We start from the raw sequence: 18,646 nt of genomic DNA, 5'->3' as shown, positions 1-18,646 counted from the left end.
GGCAGTATCTGAACTTACCCATATAATAGAATCTTCAGCTTACATTTCCGTGACTTTTAGGTGAGAGATTCGTCACTTTGAAAAACGGATAAGGAAGACTGCACCGCCTTGGAGGTGGTTCTTGGCCTTAATCGTCCCGCCTTGACGGGTTATAATCATCTTGGCAAGGGATAGGCCGATGCCGTAACCGGCCGTACTCGTATTTTTCCCGCGGTAATACCGGTCGAACAGATAGGGCAGGTCTTCGGATTTAAAGCCGGAGCCGCTGTCGTGAATCATAATCTCGGTAAAAAGTGGGTTATCTTCGCAGGCAATCATAATTTTCCCATTATCACCCGCACTCTCCATACAGTTTTTCAGGATGTTTTGAAGCGCTTCCGAAAGCCAGCCGGAATCACCTTGGATGACAATCCCGTGGGGGATGTCCAGCTTTAAAGTAATATTGTGCAGTTCCAGCGGGATTAAGAGTGGCCGGAGAGCGCTTCGGAGCAGATGCTCCACTTCAAGTGGTTCCGTCTGGAAAGTTACGATTCCCGCGTCCAAACGGGATAACTTTAATAGGGAGGTGATCAGCCAGTCCATCCGCACGAGCAGGTCTTCTGTTTCCCTCAACAGCTCTTTGCGCTCACGCTCATCGGAAGTGTTCTCCAGCAAAGACAGAATGAGATTTACCGAGGTGAGCGGTGTGCGAAGCTGATGGGCGATATCCGCCAGCGAATCGGCCAGATATTGTTTGTCCCTTTTTAAAGCATCATTCTGCTCACGGATGCGAAGCGTCATTTTTGTGATTTCGCTGTGGAGTATCGAGAGCTCACCCTCCTCCTCTTCCCCGATATACAGCCGGTCAGCGTTGTGAAGTACAAGGTCGATCTGCTCCGAAATCCGGGCAATGCTTTTGTAACGTGCCTTGGTAAACAGGACAAATAATGTCCCGAAGGCGGCAGTGCAGAAGGTGATAAGAATCCCGGCTCGTATATTGATTGCGAACCCAGCAGCTATTGAGGCGGCAGCTGTCAGGGAAAATAAGATGAGAAAATAGCGGAACTCTTTATTCCGAAGCATATGCGTCCCCCAATCTATAGCCTGTGCCCCGCACCGTCAGAATAATCTGTGGATTTGCAGGATCGTCCTCAATCTTCTCCCGCAGGCGCTTGATATATACGGTCAAAGTATTGTCATTGACAAATTCCCCGGCAGCATCCCACAACTCGTCGAGAAGACGCCCCCTTGTCACGACGCTTTTGGGATTGCCGAGAAACACCAGAAGAAGGCGGTATTCTAAGGCGGAGAGAAAAACTTCATTCCCATTCTTTTTCACTACGCCGCTTGCCGTATCCACATGGAGACCACAGACTTCAAAAGCTGACGGGGCCTGCCCGTTTTTCCGCATGGCGGCTTTGATTCTGGCGATTAATTCCCGGGGACGGAATGGCTTGGTGATATAGTCGTCAGCCCCTATGTTAAGACCGGTAACCACACTTGCCTCGTCACCGGAGGCGGTCAGGAAAATCACGGGAATATCCTGAGTTTCTTTGACCTCCGTACAGACGGTAAATCCATTTCCGTCGGGCAGAGAGATATCCACCAGTGCCAAGTCGAACCTATTCCCGTCGAGCGCGGCAAGCGCTTCCCGCCGTGTGGAAGCGTGCGTGACTGTAAATCCCTCCGAGCGGAGCAAAAGTATAAGGTTCTTGGCGATTGCGTGGTCGTCTTCAACCAAAAATATCCGTTTCAATTGTTTTTACCTCCCTGATTTTATTATTTTTGTGCAGCAGTACACTGTGGGGCTATCCGCTAAATGACTGGACAAAAAGCTCCAGACCGGTAATTCCGTATTCTCCGGCAAGGTTCTGAATGCCCGTCTCAATCTCCCCACGGGTATAATTATGTTCTGCAAGAAATTCATCTGTGTAACCATTGATATGATTGTAAAAAGAAATTCCCATCAGAAGATAGTCCTGATTGTTGGGTTCAAGGTTTTGGTACAGCAGGTTTTCGGCCTCGTTGATGCGCCCGGAATCTGCCATAGCGATGATGCGGGCATAGGTATCGTCGCAGGCCGTGGGATTCTCAGTATCTTTTATTTCATAGTCGAATTGTGTCTTGCCGGTAATGAGCTGAACAAGGAAACGCACCATATTCTGTATCATCCGCATAAAATAGTCTTTTTCAAAATCCAAAACAGTCACCTCCACATTTTTTGACGGGTAAACCGCCTGTCTCAGAGCTAAAGAGAATCTTCGTCACTGAACACCTGATTCAGTTTCTCTTGCCGCTTCCGAGTATAGCTGCCGAGAAGCAGCAGCGTGAGAAACAAAATGGCAAACATAGACACCGTGAATATAAGAGCAGCCGGCAAGGCATATTTACTGTTTTTAGAATACACTGCCACGTAAAAAACGATACCGAATATCACAGAAAATATGGTGCTGTATAAAAGGTGTCCCCTCAGTGTGGGAACCGCGTGATAGTTCCAAAGCCCCTTTCTGGTACAGCCGACAAGGACTACAAGGGAGCCAAGAGTAAAGGCGGCCGTCTCGCCGAGAAGCAGTCTGTGGGAATAACCTACAAAAATAACTTTCAAAATAATATCAACGGCCACTGCGGCATAGAGAACCCAGAAGCCCAGTCTCTCCACCTTCATCAACTCCAATTCTTGCCGTTCATCTACAACTTTTTTCATCTTCATCCTCCTCCCAGAATATATCATTCAGCGTCACTTCCAATGCTCTGCATATCGCTATACAGAGCCTCAGCGAAGGGTTAAATTTGCCAGTTTCAATCATACCAATCGTCTGCCGGGTAACGTCTACCTGCAGGGCCAAGTCCTCCTGAGACATATCCAGCCGCAGGCGCGCCATCCTCATCCTCTGATTCCTCATACATACCTCCACATCAGAATTAGTTTCTTGATTGCAGTATAATTCATTGAAATTTTGATGTCAACTATATTTTGCATTTCGACAATTATAATTTGCAAATTATTCCACCCCACACCGGTTAAAAATATGATACAATCCATATAAGACAGCGGATACTGAGCAGGTGTGGTTTGCCGGCGGGTGTCCGTCTCGGAAGGGCATGAGTGAATTTACAAAGGAAGGAAGATTGAGATGACAAAGAAACAATTAGCATTAGAAGTGATAGAGCGGCTAAAGAAGGAGTACCCGGATGCGGGCTGTACATTGGACTATGATCAGGCATGGAAGCTTTTGGTGAGCGTCCGTCTGGCCGCCCAGTGTACAGATGCCAGAGTGAATGTGGTCGTGGAGGATTTGTATGGAAAGTACCCCAGCGTGGATGCGCTTGCAGAGGCTGAGGTAGATGATATAGAAGAAATTGTAAGACCTTGCGGGCTGGGAAAAAGCAAGGCCAGAGATATCAGCGCCTGCATGAAGATTCTGCGGGATGAGTATGGCGGAAATGTACCGAAGGACTTTGACGCCCTGCTGAAGCTGCCGGGTGTAGGCAGGAAGAGTGCGAACCTTATCATGGGCGATGTGTTCGGCGAACCGGCTATCGTCACGGACACGCACTGCATCCGCCTGACGAACCGAATCGGTCTGGTGGATAAAATAAAAGAGCCAAAAAAGGTAGAGATGGCATTGTGGAAAATCATACCGCCCAAAGAGGGCAGCGATTTCTGCCACCGGTTAGTATTTCACGGAAGGGACGTCTGTACTGCACGGACAAAACCGTATTGTGATAAATGCTGTCTGGCAGATATCTGTAAAAAAGTCGGTATCTAGCCGGCGATAATAGAAAAATAGGAGAAAGCCCGTGCTGACCATACGATGCACGAGCTTTCTTTTTTAATGAAGCACATTTTCGGTTTTATTTTTCCAATCCATGAATCCAATCCGATTTTAGATAGTAAATGGCGAACACGATAGAGCTCAATGTCCATGTCAGGGGGTAAGCCCAAAAAATTACATTGATGACCGGAATGAATTTGACAATGATGGTGATGTAACTTACACGGATGACACACCAGCACACCATCATGACGAGCATGGGGATAGTCGCCTTTCCGGCTCCTCTCATGATACCGGCCATACAGTGGGAGAAGGCCAGAAGAAAATAGAAGAGGGTGACGGTTCTGGCATGGGTCGTCCCGTAGGATACGACTTCCGCAGTCCCGTTGAATGCGGCGATTAGCTTGGGGGCAAGTATGTAGATGCAGATACCGATAACTTCTGCGGTTGTGATGGAGCAAAGCACGCCGAAGACAGCCCCTTTCTTGGCACGCTCATATTTTTTGGCTCCCAGATTCTGGCTGATGAAGGTGGCCAGAGCCATGGAAAAACACGTCACAGGCAGAAACCCGAATCCCTCTATCTTAGAATAAGAGCCGCATCCAGCCACCGCCATCTGACCGAAACTGTTGATATTGGTCTGGACAAATACATTGGCTACAGAGATGATGGAATTCTGTATACCGGTGGGGACACCGTTGGATACAATCTGACCAACCATCTCCTTGTCGAGCCGGATTTTTTTAAGATGCACGCGAAACTCTTCCGGACTCCTCATCAGCTGCGCCAGACAGAGAAAAGCGCTGAGGAACTGAGAGATTACCGTGGCTAAAGCCGCCGCGCCTACACCGAAGTGGAAACCGGCTATCAACACCAAGTCTAAAATAACGTTGGTGACAGAGGAGATGACCAGATACATAAGCGGATGCCGGCTGTCACCTACCGACTGCAGGATTCCTACAAAGAAATTGTACATTACAAAGGATAAAGAGCCTGAAAAATAGATGCGGAAATACACAAGAGAGTTCGGCAGAACCTCTGCGGGTGTTCCCATCAGCACCAGAATCTGAGGTGCGGCAATCACGCCGACCACCGTAAGTATGATGCCGGATATCAGGCCGAAGGCGATGGTTGTGTGGATGACCCTCTGCAGTCTGTCCGTGTCCCTTGCACCGTAATATTTGGCTACGACGACACCGGAACCCATAGCGATACCGTTAAAGAATCCCACGAGCAAAAAGATGAGATTGCCGGATGAGCTGACGGCGGCAAGAGCGGTGCTTCCCAGAAAGTTTCCCACAATCAAAGAGTCGGCCGTGTTATATAGCTGTTGAAAAAGATTACCCCAAAAAAGAGGAACCGCAAAGGTGATGATGCGCTTCCAGATAGACCCCTCCGTCATTAAAGTGGCCCCTAATTTTTTTGACATTTGCACAATTTCCCCCATTTCATAGTCTCTATTAAATAGTATAGGTACGAGAGCGCAGAAAATCAACAGGCAAGAGCGAAAAATGTCATATAAAATAATAGTTGACATACATACTGGTGGTATGTATAATGAACATACCGATAGTATGTATCGCTGGGAGGACAGTATGGCACGAAACAAATACCCGGAGGAAACCCGGAACTTAATCATAGACACGGCGGCGAAGCTATTCATAGACAAAGGATATGACAATACGTCAGTGCAGGATATTATCGACAATTTGGGCGGACTTAGCAAGGGGGCTATTTATCATCACTTTAAGTCCAAGGAAGACATAATGAATGCGGCCTCCGACAAATTCTTTGAGGAAGCGGATAGGAAGATGGAGGAAATCTGTAAACGCACAGATATCAACGGCAGAGAAAAGATTAAGCAGATGTTGTATATCTCATTTTTTGCCCCGGCGCAGGAGATGGTTTTCACTGCGGCTCCGGACATTCTGCACAACCCTAAGCTCTTGTCATTATATTTGCTCCAGCTTCAGAAGGAGGTTCCTGAAATCATAGAGCCGCTGATTGAGGAAGGGGTAGCCGACGGCTCTATCCAGACGGAATATCCAAAAGAACTGGCGGAAGTATTTATGCTTCTGGGAAATATCTGGCTGAACCCCATGATTTACCAGTGCAGCCCCGAGGAGACTATGCGGAAGATGAAGTATTATCAGCATGTGCTGAAGCAGCTTGGGATGGACATTGTTGAGGACGATATTTTTGTACAATTAAAGAAATATACGGAAATCTACGAGGAACGCAGGGAGCGCTAACACAAGGCGTCGGCAAAAAGCACGGCGCCTATCATTTTAACTTAATACATACCGACGGTCGGTATCGAAGGAGGATTTTATGAAAGAAAAACAAGGATTTTCAAGGGATTTTATTTTAGTTCTGCTGGGACAGATTATATCATTGTTCGGGAATGCGGTCATGAGGTTCGCGCTGCCGCTTCATCTGCTCAATGTCACCGGTTCTCCCAGACTATTGGGGATAGTAAGTGGGTTTGCATTTCTTCCGCTGGCGGTCATGTCGCCTATCGGGGGCCTGATAGCGGACAGGGTAAATAAGCGCAGTATCATGGTGGTTCTGGATTTTTTCACGTCTGCGCTGGTACTTATATTCACCATACTGCATGGCAAGGTGAATCTAGTGACTTTGATTTTGGTGATGCTCTTTATGCTGTATGGCATTTCCGGGGCGTACCAGCCCTCGGTACAGTCCAGTATTCCCCTTCTGGTCGCACCGGAAAAAGTCATGGCAGGGAACGCGGCCATCAATATAGTCTCCTCATTATCTTCCCTTTTGGGGCCGGCGTTGGGCGGCATTGCCTACAGTATGTGGGGCATTATGCCGATTCTATATACATGCATCGGCTGCTTTTTCGTATCTGCGGTCATGGAGATATTTATCCGGATACCGATGATAGAGCGGGAAGCAGGAGGCTCTATCCTCTCGGAAGCAAAAAATGATTTGAAAGAAAGTTTATCCTTTATCGTAAAAAGAAAGCCGGCTATCGGCAAACTTACCCTTTGCTGTGCAGGCATCAATCTGTTCTTATCCGCACTGATAGTTATCGGACTTCCGGTCGTTGTGATGCAGATACTCAAGCTGCCCGCAGACAGGGCCAACGAACTGTATGGATATCTTCAGGCGGCGCTGGCCGTGGGCGGTCTGACAGGCGGCATGCTAGCTGGCGTTCTGAGCGGTAAGCTGGATATCCAGAAAAGCTACAAAATATTTTTTGCCTGCACTGTATTGCTGCTTCCCATGGGAGCCGCACTGACGAAGGGGATTCCACCTTATTTGGCTTACGGCATTCTCTTATTCAGCAGTTTTTTATTAATGATATGTTCTTCCCTTTACACAATACAAGTAATGTCTTATATTCAAATAGTAACGCCAAAGGAACTGATTGGAAAAGTCATTGCCTGGATTTTGGGAATCTCCACATGTGCACAGCCGGCGGGCCAGATTATTTACGGATTTCTTTTTGAGGCCCTGCAGTCACATGCGGAATGGATTTTCTACGGAGCGGCTTTCGTATCGGTGGGAGTTTCCTTCTTCAATCGCAGAATCTGCAGTGAGATTGAAACGGTAGGAGAGGTTTATGCTGCAGATGTACCACAAAATGGTTAAGGGTATGTGAGCTTTATTGGATGGAGGCAGGTATGGACTTTTATGAGCGGGTTAAAATAATTTTAGCGGAGATTCCGGAGGGCAGAGTGGCTACCTACGGGCAGATTGCTCTTTTGTGCGGCAGACCGAAGAATTCCCGTCAGGTCGGTTATGCACTGAACCGCGGGCTGGCAGGAAAAGGCGCGCCGGCCCACCGGGTGGTGAACTCTAGAGGGATTCTGAGCGGGGCGGCATCGTTTGACACTCCCGACATGCAAAAGCAGCTTCTGGAATCGGAGGGAGTCGAAGTCTTTTGGGAGAAGGATGGATGGCGTGTAGATCTGAAAAAATTTGGGTGGAAACATACAATGGAAGACGCTGTGCGTTTCCATGCCATGTTAAAAAAATAGACTGGCAATTCTAGGAGATTCGACAATTATTGACAAAATAGAACACTCTTTAATGCAGATACTAATGATGTAACTTTAGTATATGTAAGAAGGGAGAAAATTATGTCAGAACAACAATTAGCCATTGCTTCTGTCCCGTTTCAGCAATGGGGAGAAATTTATGATGACAAAGAAGCGCTCCATGCCGGCACTATTTTTAAAGATTTGAATAAACCGTTTTTTGCGGCTTCCGGTATGCTAGGAGAACCTGCTGAAAGGGAAAAAAGTTCTGTTTTAACACAAGAACCGGCCGAGCAGAAGGAGCGGGAAGATATGATGCGGAAAATCGCGCAGACATGCTTTGCGCTGGATGATTTGACGCTTTATCTGGACACACATGAGACAGAAAGTAAGGCAAAAGAATTATACCGGGAGAAACTTCAGGAGGCGGAAGCCTTAAAAAAGGAATTCGCAGAAAAATTTTATCCACTTGGACGTCCATGTATCCTTTACAGTGAGTGTCCTAATGAAGAACATTTCTGTTGGCAGAAAGGCCCGATGCCTTGGGAAGGAGCGTGTGTGTAAATGTGGTGTTATGAAAAGAGACTTCAATTTCCAGTCAAGATTACAAAACCGTGTCCGAAAACGGCCCAGATGATTATCAGCCAATATGGCGGACCGGATGGGGAACTTTCGGCGTCCATGCGGTATCTGGCGCAGCGTTATACCATGCCGCTGAAAGAAGTGGGCGGCCTGCTCACGGACATTGGTACGGAGGAGCTTGCTCATATGGAAATGATCTGTGCCATGGTATACCAGCTGACTAAAAATTTAAGTATGGAAGAAGTGAAAACGGCAGGGTTCGACGCCTATTATATCGACCATACAACGGCACTTTGGCCTCAGGCCGCATCTTCTGTTCCCTTCACTTCTCTGGAATTTCAGTCCAAGGGCGACGCGATTACAGATTTGACAGAAGATTTGGCGGCAGAGCAGAAGGCACGTACCGTATACGACAACCTGCTTCGGATGATAACCGACCCGGAGGTAAGGGAGCCGCTTAAATTCCTGAGAAGCCGGGAAATCGTGCATTTCCAGAGATTCGGGGAAGCGCTGGAAAAGACGAAAGACCAATTAGACAGTAAGAACTTTTACTATTTTAACCCGGAATTTGACAAAGATATGTTCCACGGTAAACTATAAAAAAAGTTGAGCAAAATGACAGGTGATTCTTAGAATTATCTGTCATTTTGCTGTTGTTTGTACTATACTTATGGGAGAAGTATGAGAAAAGGAGAAGTGTATATGGAATCATTTGTATATCAGATGCCTACAAAGTTTGTATTCGGAGAAGGAAGGGAGACAGAAGCGGGAAAATATGTAAAGGAGTTCGGCGGCACAAAGGTACTGCTTCATTACGGCGGACAATCGGCGGAAAAGAGCGGATTGCTCGATAGAGTGGGTGCGTCTTTGGAGAAAGAAGGGCTTACATATATAAGGCTTGGCGGTGTAAAACCGAATCCTAAGAGTCCCTTGATTTATGAGGGAATCCGAATCTGCCGGGAGGAAAAAGTGGATTTTATCCTCGCGGTAGGGGGAGGCAGCGTCATTGACTCAGCCAAGGCAATCGGGCTGGGTGTCGTGAATGAGGATGATATTTGGGAATATTATTCAAAGAAAAAAGAGCCAAAAGGTATGCTTCCCGTGGGAGTGGTGCTGACGATAGCAGCGGCGGGCAGCGAAGGTTCCAATGGAAGTGTCGTATCCTTTGAGCGGGAAGACGGAGTCTACAAACGGGACTGCGGCGGGGAGTTCATGCGCCCGAAGTTTTCTATTCTTAATCCGGCCTTGACCGAGACACTGCCGCCATATCAGACGGCCTGCGGGATTGTGGATATGATGGCCCATGTATTGGAGCGGTACTTTACCAACACGTCCGATGTGGAGCTGACTGATAATTTGGCGGAGGCGATTATGAAGACCATCATCGCGGAGGCGCCGAAGGTCATGGAGAATCCGGAAGATTATCAGGCACGGGCCAATCTGATGTGGGCCGGGACGTTTGCGCACAATGATTTGTGCGGTATGGACAGAGGGCAGGACTGGGCCAGCCACAATCTGGAGCACGAGCTATCTGCACTCTATGACTGTGCCCATGGCGCAGGACTTGCGGTGGTGATGCCAGCGTGGATGGAATATGTCACAGAGCACAATGTTATGCGTATGGCAAGATTTGCAGTCAATGTGTTCGGATGCCATATGGATTTTGCAGACCCTGAGAATACGGCAAGGGCCGGTATCAAGGCGCTGAGAAGCTTCTGGACATCACTGGGAATGCCGCGGACACTGGAAGAATTGGGCGGGAAAAAAGAAGATATACCTACGCTCCTCCGTATGCTGGAGATAGAAGGCCGAACATTAGGCGACTATGTGGAGCTGAACGGAGAGGATTGCGAGAATATTTATAAAATGCTGTAAGTACAAACCAAGTAGCTGAAAATAGGCGGGAATTTCTCTGGGGCTGGTCAAGCCCGGGAAATTCCCGCCTATAAAAATCTTCCGGGGGAGGCACATTCTTTATATCTTATATCTTGAAATATCGTGGCAGGTCAGCAGGATAGAGCGCTGTCCTTTCCAAGATATCGTGGTTGCCTCTGCGCTGAACCAAATTTTCAGACGAGGGTTGAACAAATCAACGGTATGGCTCGTGCATTTATTTGTGAGATGTGCGGCTGGACAATGTACGCAGGGCTCGCTGCGGTTCATGAACACCTCATAGCAATGCCGGCCCGTATAGACATCGGATGAGGAAGTTCGTGACTTTTTGTTGAGGAAACGTATCTCCATAGTTTCGGGATCGATTACATAAATCCAAGCGTTCTGATTATCAAGCACGGACATAAGCCCATCATTCTCACGGCGATAGCGTTCGCTGGCCCGGCGCTTCAGAAGGAAGGTGGACAGTATCTCAGAGATAAGTACCAGCACATCTATCTGGCCTTTTGTCCAGAGGCGGTTTTGACGGCATTCGTCGAATCCCACAAATCCACGCATTTCACCGTCATCAGTGATCGCGCATTGAAGCAGGCTTTTTATATCCTGCTTGTTCAGCAGCTCATACTGTAGCTTCGGGAGCTTAGTGATGTCTGAACAATAAAAAATGTTATCCTCGTTAAAATTCGCAAGAAAATTACCACCCAAATCGTCCTCGTAAGAAACCGTCTGCAATGCATCTAATTGAGACTCCACACCCTCATTGCACCATTCAAAGGTATTTCGGCAATAGAGGCTGTTGTCACTGTTTTCAAATATATAGACACGGCTGACGTCAAAGTGCCGTCCGACAATCTCCAGTATGGCGGATATTCCCTGTTTCAAATTCTTAGTGTTATAGAGTACATGGAAAATATACTCCAGTATCTCGGCTTTTTCGGAGGTGGTGTCAGCGGGTGTCTCAATCTCGGTCTCAGAACAGATTTGGGGAGAAGACTTAGGGTACAGATGCCGGAGACTTTGACTTCCGTAGATGGCATATCTGTTCTTCCCTTCCTTCTTGGCCTGATACAGCGCGTGATCTGCACTCCGGTATAACGTCGTGAAATCTTCGCCGTCAATAGGATAGAGCGCTACCCCGATACTGCAGGATATGAAGGTGTCTATCTTTCCCTTTGAGCGTAGTTCCGAGAAAAGCCGCAGCACTTTCTCCGCGTTCAGCCGGGCATTATCCACGCTGGAAATACCCTTCAAAAACACGATGAATTCATCTCCGCCCACTCTTCCCAATATATCGGCGTCCCGGAAGGAACGGCGCATCACCCGGGAAAGCTCTGTCAGTACGGCATCCCCGTACAGGTGCCCCAAGGTATCATTGATAGACTTGAAGTTGTCAATATCAATAATCATTAATGCACTTACCTCATCCGGCTTATCCTGCAGATAACTTCGGATTAAGGAGTGGGAGGTGATTTTGTTGTACATTCCGGTCAGAGCATCCTGCTCTGCTTTGCGCTTGAGTGTCTGCGACTTTTGGAATTCCCGGTCTATATCTGAGAGGGCTCCGATTACCTTCAAAGGCGTGCCATCGGGAGCGAACTGCTGGGTCAGACGCATTTTACACCATATATAGCGGCCGGAAACATCTTTGAGACGCAGCTTCTTTTCAATATAAGGAATTCTTGCCTGAATATCACGGATGCAGCTTTTGACTTCATCAAAATCATTGGGGTTGATAGGACTGTTCTCGGGATGCAGCAAAATATTATCGAATCCCTTTGCCGGCATAGGAAGATTCTTTCCAAATTTCTTTTCCCATGTGTTGGAGGTGAGGAAAGCATTATTTCTAAAATCCCATTCAAAGATTACATCGTTGGTCTGATTGATAATAATTTGATAACGCTCCAGACTAAGACGGAGTTCCTCCTCAATCTTTTTTTCGCGCGTAATATCGATGACGATGCAGTAAAAAGCCTGACGACCCTTTTCATCGACGAGAAGAGTGCCCTTGTCGATGACATTGATATAGTGGCCGTCTTTGTGGATCAGCCTGTATTGAATTTCCTTGGTGTTGCCATGCTTTAATTGTTCACGCACTGTTTTTAACGCTTCCGCAAGATCGTCGGGCTGTATTAAACTGCGCAGGCTGTTATGTAAGTCATGTTCCACTTCTTCATAAGAGTAACCCGTCATGGATAAAAAGCCGGCACTCATTTCCAGTAGGGTGAGTTCCTCATCGAACAGGCACTTGAAAATTCCCCCGGGAATGTTGTCACAAAGCATTTGCATATTTTTGTCACTGTGATTCAATCCTAGAATTCGTTCCATAATTAAACATTCCTTTTCTTCGTATTTCTGTCCGCTCTTGCGCAATAGGTACTTTTATTATAAGAAGACTAAATGAAAGTGTCAACCGCGCTTCTTATTTTTATCATACAGCAAATCTGCGGAATTTGTAAATATTTGTAACATTATTGTAGTTTATGATGCGCCTGTAGAGGAAATGTAATATAATCTTTTCAGAGAGTAAAATAGGGCAGAGGGAAAAGGGACGGCCCTGAAATGTGGAGGAGAAGAATGATTTATACGATACCTGACTATTACAGAGAATTCCGGTGTGTGGCAGAACAGTGTCAGGATACCTGCTGTGCGGGATGGGAGATTGTTGTCGATAAAAAATCGCTGAAAAAATACAGGAAAGTGAAGGGCAGTTACCGGAAAATGATGCTCCGCTCTGTTAATTGGCTGCGGGGAACCTTCCGCCAGTCCAAGGACAAACGGTGTTCGTTCCTGAAGGAGAACAATCTCTGTGAGATGTATATGGTCTTGGGCAGGGAGAGTCTGTGCAGGACATGCAGGCTGTATCCCAGACATATTGAAGAATTTGAGGGGATCCGGGAAATCAGTCTCTCCATATCCTGCCCGGAGGCGGCAAGGCTGCTTCTTAGCAAAAGTGAAAAGACAACGTTTCTTTCGGTGGAGAAAGAAGGGGAGGAAGAGTTCCCCGATTTTGACCTGCTTCTCTATTCGGAGCTGGCGGACGCCAGAGATGTGATAATCAAGATATTGCAGAATCGTGATTTGCCCGTCGCGGTCCGTACAAAGCTGATACTTGGACTTGCGCATGACATGCAGGGGCGCGTGAACAGAGGGGAGCTGTTTTCCTGCGGAGAGCTCTTTGAACGTTACCAAGGCGAGGGCGCCCGGCGTTTTGTGGAGTCTAAAATTATGGAGGAAATAGAGGATATACAAAAGCGTTACGAAAAAGCAGCGGCTTTGTTTGGAAAATTGTATGAGTTGGAGCTTTTACGGGAAGACTGGGACAAGAGCCTTAAGGAGGCGGAAGAGCGCCTCTATTGGCGGGGAGCGGGGGCCTACACGTCCTTGAGGGAAGCGTTCGAAACATGGGTCAGGGAGAAGGGGAACACTTGGGAAGTTCAGAAAGAGCAGCTCCTTGTGTATTTTATCTTTACTTATTTTTGTGGGGCGGTATATGACGGCAAGGTTTACGCAAAGGCATTGTTCTCGGTGACTAACGTGTTTTTGATGGAAGAGATACTTATGGCCCGGTGGGCAAAGAATGGCGGACAGCTTGACAGCGAGGATATAGAGGAAATTGTTTACCGATATTCGCGGGAGATAGAGCATTCGGATAAAAATCTGGAGAAGTTATTATAAGGGGAGTTGTTAAAATGTGGGAGAGAATAAGGAAGGGAGTTCTGCTGGGCGCAGTAATCTTGGCGCTCAGTCCCGTCATGGTGGGCAGGGCTGAAATAGCGGGGGATGACGCGTTCCAGAATCTTAAATGGCAACAGGTGCACGAGGAAGAGCGTGCCGGCGTGGTACAGTCAATCTGTGCCACCGAAGATTATATTATTACCATTGAGAATCTGGCAGAGGACGGGGAGACTGCTGATGTGGTATCGGCTTACTATCGGAAGGATAAGGATGAGAACGGCAATCAGGTGGAGCCGTATACGCTGGCAAAAAGAACACAGGACACCGTGTGGGAGCATGGAAACGGAATGGCGTATAATCCGCATACAAAAGAAATATATGTTGCGCTTTATACGCATATGATACCGGAGAACAGAGGATGTATCTATGTGATGGATCCGGAAACACTGGCATATAAGCGAACGATTAAAATTAGTGATGACTATAATATTTTGGGAATCGGATATATGGAGGATAAGAATCAGTATATCATCCAGACAAATGTGGAAGGCGGTTACAGCTTTAAAATATTGGATGCCGATTTTCAAATTGTGGAAGATTTGGGAGAGTACGCGGATACTGCAGAGGGTGATAACTTTCAGGATTTAGAGGTGTGCGGTGATTATATTATTAATTTTCCCCTTACACTAGGACTTGGTATCGGTGATTTTATTCATGCGTACTCGATAGAGCGAAGAGAGATGGCGGCAGCGGCACAGCTGGATTTTGGATTTGAGAACATTGCCGCCGATGAGCCGGAGTCACTGTGTGAGCTTGAGCCGGGGGTTTTTTTGGCCGTAGTGAATGTGACAAATACGGAGGGAATCTCTACAGTGAGATTTTATCGGACAGAGCTGCCCTACTATTTTCAAGTGAAGCTTTCGGCCGAGAATGGTACCGTAAAAGAAGTACCGGAGAAAGTACTTAGAGGAGAACGTGTATCTTTTTCCTATAAGGCAAAAGAAGGATACGAGCCGGAGGCTTTAAGGATTAACGGGAAGAAAGTTTCACTTGGAAAAGAGGACAAGAAATATTTGCTGGACAATATTCAGGAAGATCAGAACGTGCAGGTGCTCTTCCGGAAAATTCCGTTTCCGGTGGCAACAGCGGCCGCATTTGGAATTATAGCAGCGGCGGCTGCCGCTGCTATAGGGATATATTATCGAATGCTTCAAGTCAGACGGGAGAGAAGGAGAAAAGCCCGTCAAGCTAGAAAGCGCCGTCAGCAGCTTCTTCGTGAAGCGCAGGAGGAAATCATGATTTAGAATCTGCTTGCTCCGTCAAAATAACAGAGACACGGAAGAAATTCTCGTTGTAGTCATATTTCAGCTGCCCACCATAGCGTGCGGCAGCTGCTTTTACGGACTGAGTGCCGATGCCATATCCGTCATGTTTGGCTGATAGAAACTTTCCGCTCTTCTTGCTGGGCGGCTTATCGGAGGAATTTTCTATCCGGAGGAGGAGGGAGCCGCTACGGTAATGGGCGGTCAAATGGATGTAAGTATCTTTTCTATTCTGCCGCAGACAGGCCTCATACGCATTTTCCAACAGATTTCCAAAGATGACAGAAAGGTCGGTATTCGATATATGTATGTCGGCAGGAATATCGGTCTCTAAGGTAAGGGCAATCTGCTTTTCCTGGCATTGATGCCTATAGAACTGTAAAATAGCATCTACGATAAGGTTCGTACAGATGACGGCCCGTTCCTCATTTGTGGCCGATAGATGGTAATCCATCAGATATTCCTTTAATTTATCGAATTCATTATTTTCCAACAGCATACATATCATTTTTAAATGATGACGTTCATCGTGACGCCGCCGAATGGAATCTTCAATCTTTTCACTTAATTCTTGATAATGAATCTTCTGCATAGCAATCTGCCGTGTGAGCTGTCTTTTTTCTTCTGTCAAGGTAAGCTGAAGACGGTAAGAGTCTGTCAGGGATTTCAGTATTATGAAACCGAGGCATAATATTAAGAATACACCGCCGTACTCAGGGAACCATCCCCCATATATAGGCTCATAGTAAGGAAATACCCGGTCGCAGACGAGAGCGGCGGCAAAAACGGTAGTACCCGACAACAAAATCATTGATTTCTCTTCTTCATGCCATGCGGCGAGCAGGGCGTTGATTAATAGCCAGCCAGCGGTGAACATTTTGATAATGCGGGCCGAGAGTTCGAACAGCCGGTGCACAGTATAGGAGCTTGTGGGCAGTAAGGCATAGCATATTGCGGCGGCGCAGAATAAGGACATAAAGCCCCAGATGAATCGGTCCGTTCTTGCCGGAAGATGCCAGAGCTTGTTCTGGAGTATAATGACCAGAGGATACATACCATATAAGCACAACAGTTCCAAGGCGTACCAAACTTGATTGTCCAAGGTACAGAATGTTGTAATCAGCGGGTAGGCCGTATAACCAAGCAGACAGAGGCAGGCGAAGAAGTAAAGCAGTGTCACCTGCTGACTGTTGTGCTCGCGCAGCCAAAAGAAAAAGGCCGCCAGCGCAATAAGCAGAATCAGGCTTATTGACGCAATTCGCAGAAAGAGACGGATATCAAGCACTCGATTCACATCAGACGGCCCGCCAAAAATAGGAGGGTAGGTAAGCCCGCTGTAATAGTGGGAGTGGTTTGACACGGCCAAGAGCACTTCCGTTGTGCCGGAGGCCGTAAAAGTGACGACCTGCTCATTGACCGCCGGCCTATAATGCTCTGGTGAGGGATTCCCCAATTCGGAAATAAGTGTACCGCCAATGTAAAGCCGATAGGAGGAGAACACTTCGGGAAGCGCTAGCGAATACGTATAAGGAGTCTGTGGCAGAGAAAGCAGGAGACGGTAAGTGGCAGAACCGTTCGTGCCCCGCTGGGGCTGCCCGAAAGAGAAGTCATTATATTGCCCGATGGTGATAATCTGAGCAAATGACTGCGCCCCCTCCTCGGCAAAGGTTTCCGGTGTAAATAACTTGTCCGGATAGAAACTCCATCCCTCGGCAAGGAAATAACAGGCATTTTCCTGCAGGTCTTTTTCGGACAGGGCAAGCAGGCCTCCAATCGGCTGAAGGGTCCTGCGGGTATATTTATTGTCATAGCGATAAATAAGGCTTGCCATGAGAGAAAAACAAAGGGCAGATACCGCGATGACCGACAAGAGTTTTATAACAGTTCGTTTTGGAAAGTGGATCATAGGCGTGGCCCTCTATTTCTGCATACACGAAGAAAGATAAGAATACCGGTTATGAAGACTAGCATGAGTACGGCAGCAGCAGGGAAGAACATTCGGCGTATGCCGGATTCATTACTTACTTCTGAGACGGTATCAGCTTGTCCTTCCGTCCGAAGCTGGTATGTACCGGTGCGGGTCACATCAAATATGGCGCAGCCGTCTTGACAGGTCACGGTTGTATTGAGTTTATTATTGTCCAAGTACAGCGTATATGGTATATCAGTGTCATCCACAGACAGCTGTACGGAAGAAGGGGCAAATTCAGTCAGTTCTTTTCCGCCTATGGCAATGGAAAGCGTAAAAGAGCTATTGGTTGTCCGCTTCATTTCTACAGAAAATAAATCATCATCTGACAGATTCAAGGCGAGAAAATAATCTTTGGGGATTCGCAGACAAATACCGCTCCACGCAAAGGTGATAAACTCTTCTTCCGTGTCAAGCAGCATGCGGATGCGGGCGCCTGACATGGTAGTATTGGTAGCCGTGACGGTCTCCACTGCAGTGCCCGCAGAAGCGAGATGGCTATTGCTTGATGAACCTGATAAGGATGAGCCTGCCGGTCCTGCCACGCTTGAGGAATTCTGCTCCTGACCTGCCCCGCTATTTTCTGCGCTGCCTGAAGAAATTACCGAGTCTCCGGCTTCCGGAGAGTCTTTGCTGTCATCTGGAGCGGGCTGGGAAAGTGGAGGGAGCTCCGGCTCTTCGTGGTCGTCGCCGTCACGGTTGCCACCCATTCCCGCTGAATCAGAGATGGCGGGGGGATCTGTATAGGAAACACGGACGATATCCGTGTAATCATCGCCTACTTTTACACAAAAATAATAAGCCGTATCCTTAGGAAGCGGTTTCAATATATATATAAGATTCATGGAGAGGGTAGCTATGTCATAATCATCGCATATAAGCCAAGGTGCTTGAATGAGTTCTTCTTTGGTGTAATAGGTATCCGCATCCACCTCAAGGTATAGAATGTCACTGGGGAGAAACTCGACGGGGGCGTACCAAGCGAATTTGTAGGCAAAAGACGCATCCAGTACAAGATGCATCTTGAGCCCTGCTTCATCCGAAATGTAGATAGGGATATCTACGGTACAGTTCTCATCACGGATATAATATCTGTCGGTATAACTGTCTTCCAGTTTCATGTTTATCCGGACATGGTATTCGCCGACAGTGTAGATGTCAACGTCAGAGATATCGATGGATTCCAGCACCACAGGGGCATATTCTTGGGTGGTTTCATCAAAAGCGACCAGAAAGGAAAAGTCCCGCTGCCAACCTTCCATGATATCCGCCCATTCTTCCTCATCGCCCCGGCAGAATACAAAACCCTGTTTATAAGGGGTCGCGTCGATGATTGTCAGCTCAATTTTATCTGAATTGGCATTGGCTGTGAAAGAAGGCAGAAGCAGTATAGTAAAAAGCATAACAAATGCGAATTTAAGAAAGTGTCTTTTTTTCATGGGG

18 protein-coding genes are annotated in these 18,646 nt (G+C 47.3%); 9 read left to right on the top strand and 9 right to left on the bottom strand.

Going from position 1 to position 18,646, the window contains the following annotated elements; all coding sequences use genetic code 11:
- Positions 1-72: 72 nt before the first annotated feature.
- From BN6465_RS18395 to BN6465_RS18375, 5 genes are read right to left on the bottom strand one after another with little or no spacing between them, the layout of a single operon-like run.
- Positions 73-1,062 (bottom strand): sensor histidine kinase, encoded by a 990-nt coding sequence (locus BN6465_RS18395; protein ID WP_066737946.1) that lies wholly within the window; start codon positions 1,060-1,062, stop codon positions 73-75.
- A complete protein-coding gene (locus BN6465_RS18390) occupies positions 1,049-1,735 on the bottom strand; it encodes a response regulator transcription factor (RefSeq protein WP_066737944.1) in 687 nt (228 codons plus the stop codon). The genes BN6465_RS18395 and BN6465_RS18390 overlap by 14 nt, the downstream gene beginning before the upstream one ends.
- Positions 1,736-1,787: 52 nt before the next feature.
- Positions 1,788-2,180, bottom strand: coding sequence for a DUF6483 family protein (locus BN6465_RS18385; RefSeq protein WP_066737942.1), 393 nt, complete (start codon positions 2,178-2,180; stop codon positions 1,788-1,790).
- Between the two features lie 47 nt (positions 2,181-2,227).
- The gene (locus BN6465_RS18380; RefSeq protein ID WP_066737940.1) at positions 2,228-2,683 is read right to left on the bottom strand and encodes a DUF6773 family protein; all 456 of its coding nucleotides are present in this window, start codon (positions 2,681-2,683) and stop codon (positions 2,228-2,230) included.
- Entirely contained in the window at positions 2,664-2,882 is a 219-nt protein-coding gene (locus BN6465_RS18375; protein WP_066737938.1) for a helix-turn-helix transcriptional regulator, read from the bottom strand. Before BN6465_RS18375 ends, BN6465_RS18380 begins: the two co-directional genes overlap by 20 nt.
- 231 nt (positions 2,883-3,113) lie before the next feature.
- Between BN6465_RS18375 and BN6465_RS18370 the strand changes: the two genes are divergently transcribed.
- The gene (locus tag BN6465_RS18370) at positions 3,114-3,749 is read left to right on the top strand and encodes an endonuclease III domain-containing protein (RefSeq protein WP_066737937.1); all 636 of its coding nucleotides are present in this window, start codon (positions 3,114-3,116) and stop codon (positions 3,747-3,749) included.
- A gap of 85 nt (positions 3,750-3,834) precedes the next feature.
- On the opposite strand, the gene BN6465_RS18365 is transcribed toward BN6465_RS18370, so the two are convergent.
- Positions 3,835-5,184: an MATE family efflux transporter gene (locus tag BN6465_RS18365; protein WP_066738784.1), complete on the bottom strand. Its 1,350-nt coding sequence runs from the start codon at positions 5,182-5,184 to the stop codon at positions 3,835-3,837.
- Between the two features lie 166 nt (positions 5,185-5,350).
- On the opposite strand from BN6465_RS18365, the gene BN6465_RS18360 reads away from it, so the two are divergent.
- From BN6465_RS18360 to BN6465_RS18335, 6 genes are all read left to right on the top strand, one after another.
- On the top strand, positions 5,351-6,007 hold the full coding sequence (locus BN6465_RS18360) for a TetR/AcrR family transcriptional regulator (RefSeq protein ID WP_066737935.1): 657 nt from the start codon (positions 5,351-5,353) through the stop codon (positions 6,005-6,007).
- A 79-nt stretch (positions 6,008-6,086) separates the two neighbouring features.
- Positions 6,087-7,373 carry an MFS transporter gene (locus tag BN6465_RS18355; RefSeq protein WP_066737933.1) on the top strand — a complete coding sequence of 429 codons (1,287 nt, stop codon included), beginning with the start codon at positions 6,087-6,089 and terminating at the stop codon, positions 7,371-7,373.
- A gap of 32 nt (positions 7,374-7,405) precedes the next feature.
- The gene (locus BN6465_RS18350; RefSeq protein WP_066737931.1) at positions 7,406-7,762 is read left to right on the top strand and encodes an MGMT family protein; all 357 of its coding nucleotides are present in this window, start codon (positions 7,406-7,408) and stop codon (positions 7,760-7,762) included.
- A 102-nt stretch (positions 7,763-7,864) separates the two neighbouring features.
- Entirely contained in the window at positions 7,865-8,326 is a 462-nt protein-coding gene (locus tag BN6465_RS20580; RefSeq protein WP_082891786.1) for a spore coat protein CotJB, read from the top strand.
- The gene (locus BN6465_RS18340) at positions 8,327-8,944 is read left to right on the top strand and encodes a manganese catalase family protein (protein ID WP_066737930.1); all 618 of its coding nucleotides are present in this window, start codon (positions 8,327-8,329) and stop codon (positions 8,942-8,944) included. It abuts the gene before it with no gap.
- Positions 8,945-9,046: 102 nt separating this feature from the next.
- On the top strand, positions 9,047-10,219 hold the full coding sequence (locus BN6465_RS18335; RefSeq protein ID WP_066737928.1) for an iron-containing alcohol dehydrogenase: 1,173 nt from the start codon (positions 9,047-9,049) through the stop codon (positions 10,217-10,219).
- A gap of 99 nt (positions 10,220-10,318) precedes the next feature.
- On the opposite strand, the gene BN6465_RS18330 is transcribed toward BN6465_RS18335, so the two are convergent.
- Positions 10,319-12,562 (bottom strand): sensor domain-containing diguanylate cyclase, encoded by a 2,244-nt coding sequence (locus BN6465_RS18330; RefSeq protein WP_082891785.1) that lies wholly within the window; start codon positions 12,560-12,562, stop codon positions 10,319-10,321.
- Between the two features lie 249 nt (positions 12,563-12,811).
- On the opposite strand from BN6465_RS18330, the gene fliB reads away from it, so the two are divergent.
- Both fliB and BN6465_RS18320 read left to right on the top strand, forming a co-directional pair.
- The gene (gene fliB, locus BN6465_RS18325) at positions 12,812-13,912 is read left to right on the top strand and encodes a flagellin lysine-N-methylase (protein ID WP_066737926.1); all 1,101 of its coding nucleotides are present in this window, start codon (positions 12,812-12,814) and stop codon (positions 13,910-13,912) included.
- A 14-nt stretch (positions 13,913-13,926) separates the two neighbouring features.
- On the top strand, positions 13,927-15,216 hold the full coding sequence (locus BN6465_RS18320; protein WP_066737924.1) for a hypothetical protein: 1,290 nt from the start codon (positions 13,927-13,929) through the stop codon (positions 15,214-15,216).
- Here the strand turns inward: BN6465_RS18320 and BN6465_RS18315 are convergent.
- Positions 15,206-17,140: a sensor histidine kinase gene (locus BN6465_RS18315; protein WP_066737921.1), complete on the bottom strand. Its 1,935-nt coding sequence runs from the start codon at positions 17,138-17,140 to the stop codon at positions 15,206-15,208. The two genes, BN6465_RS18320 and BN6465_RS18315, sit on opposite strands and share 11 nt — an antisense overlap.
- Positions 17,137-18,642, bottom strand: coding sequence for a hypothetical protein (locus tag BN6465_RS18310; protein WP_066737917.1), 1,506 nt, complete (start codon positions 18,640-18,642; stop codon positions 17,137-17,139). Before BN6465_RS18310 ends, BN6465_RS18315 begins: the two co-directional genes overlap by 4 nt.
- Between the last annotated feature and the right edge of the window lie 4 nt (positions 18,643-18,646).

The sequence above is a fragment of the Bariatricus massiliensis genome, assembly GCF_900086725.1.
Lineage (GTDB): Bacteria > Bacillota > Clostridia > Lachnospirales > Lachnospiraceae > Allocoprococcus > Allocoprococcus massiliensis.
This window is presented reverse-complemented; position numbering and strand designations above follow the sequence as displayed.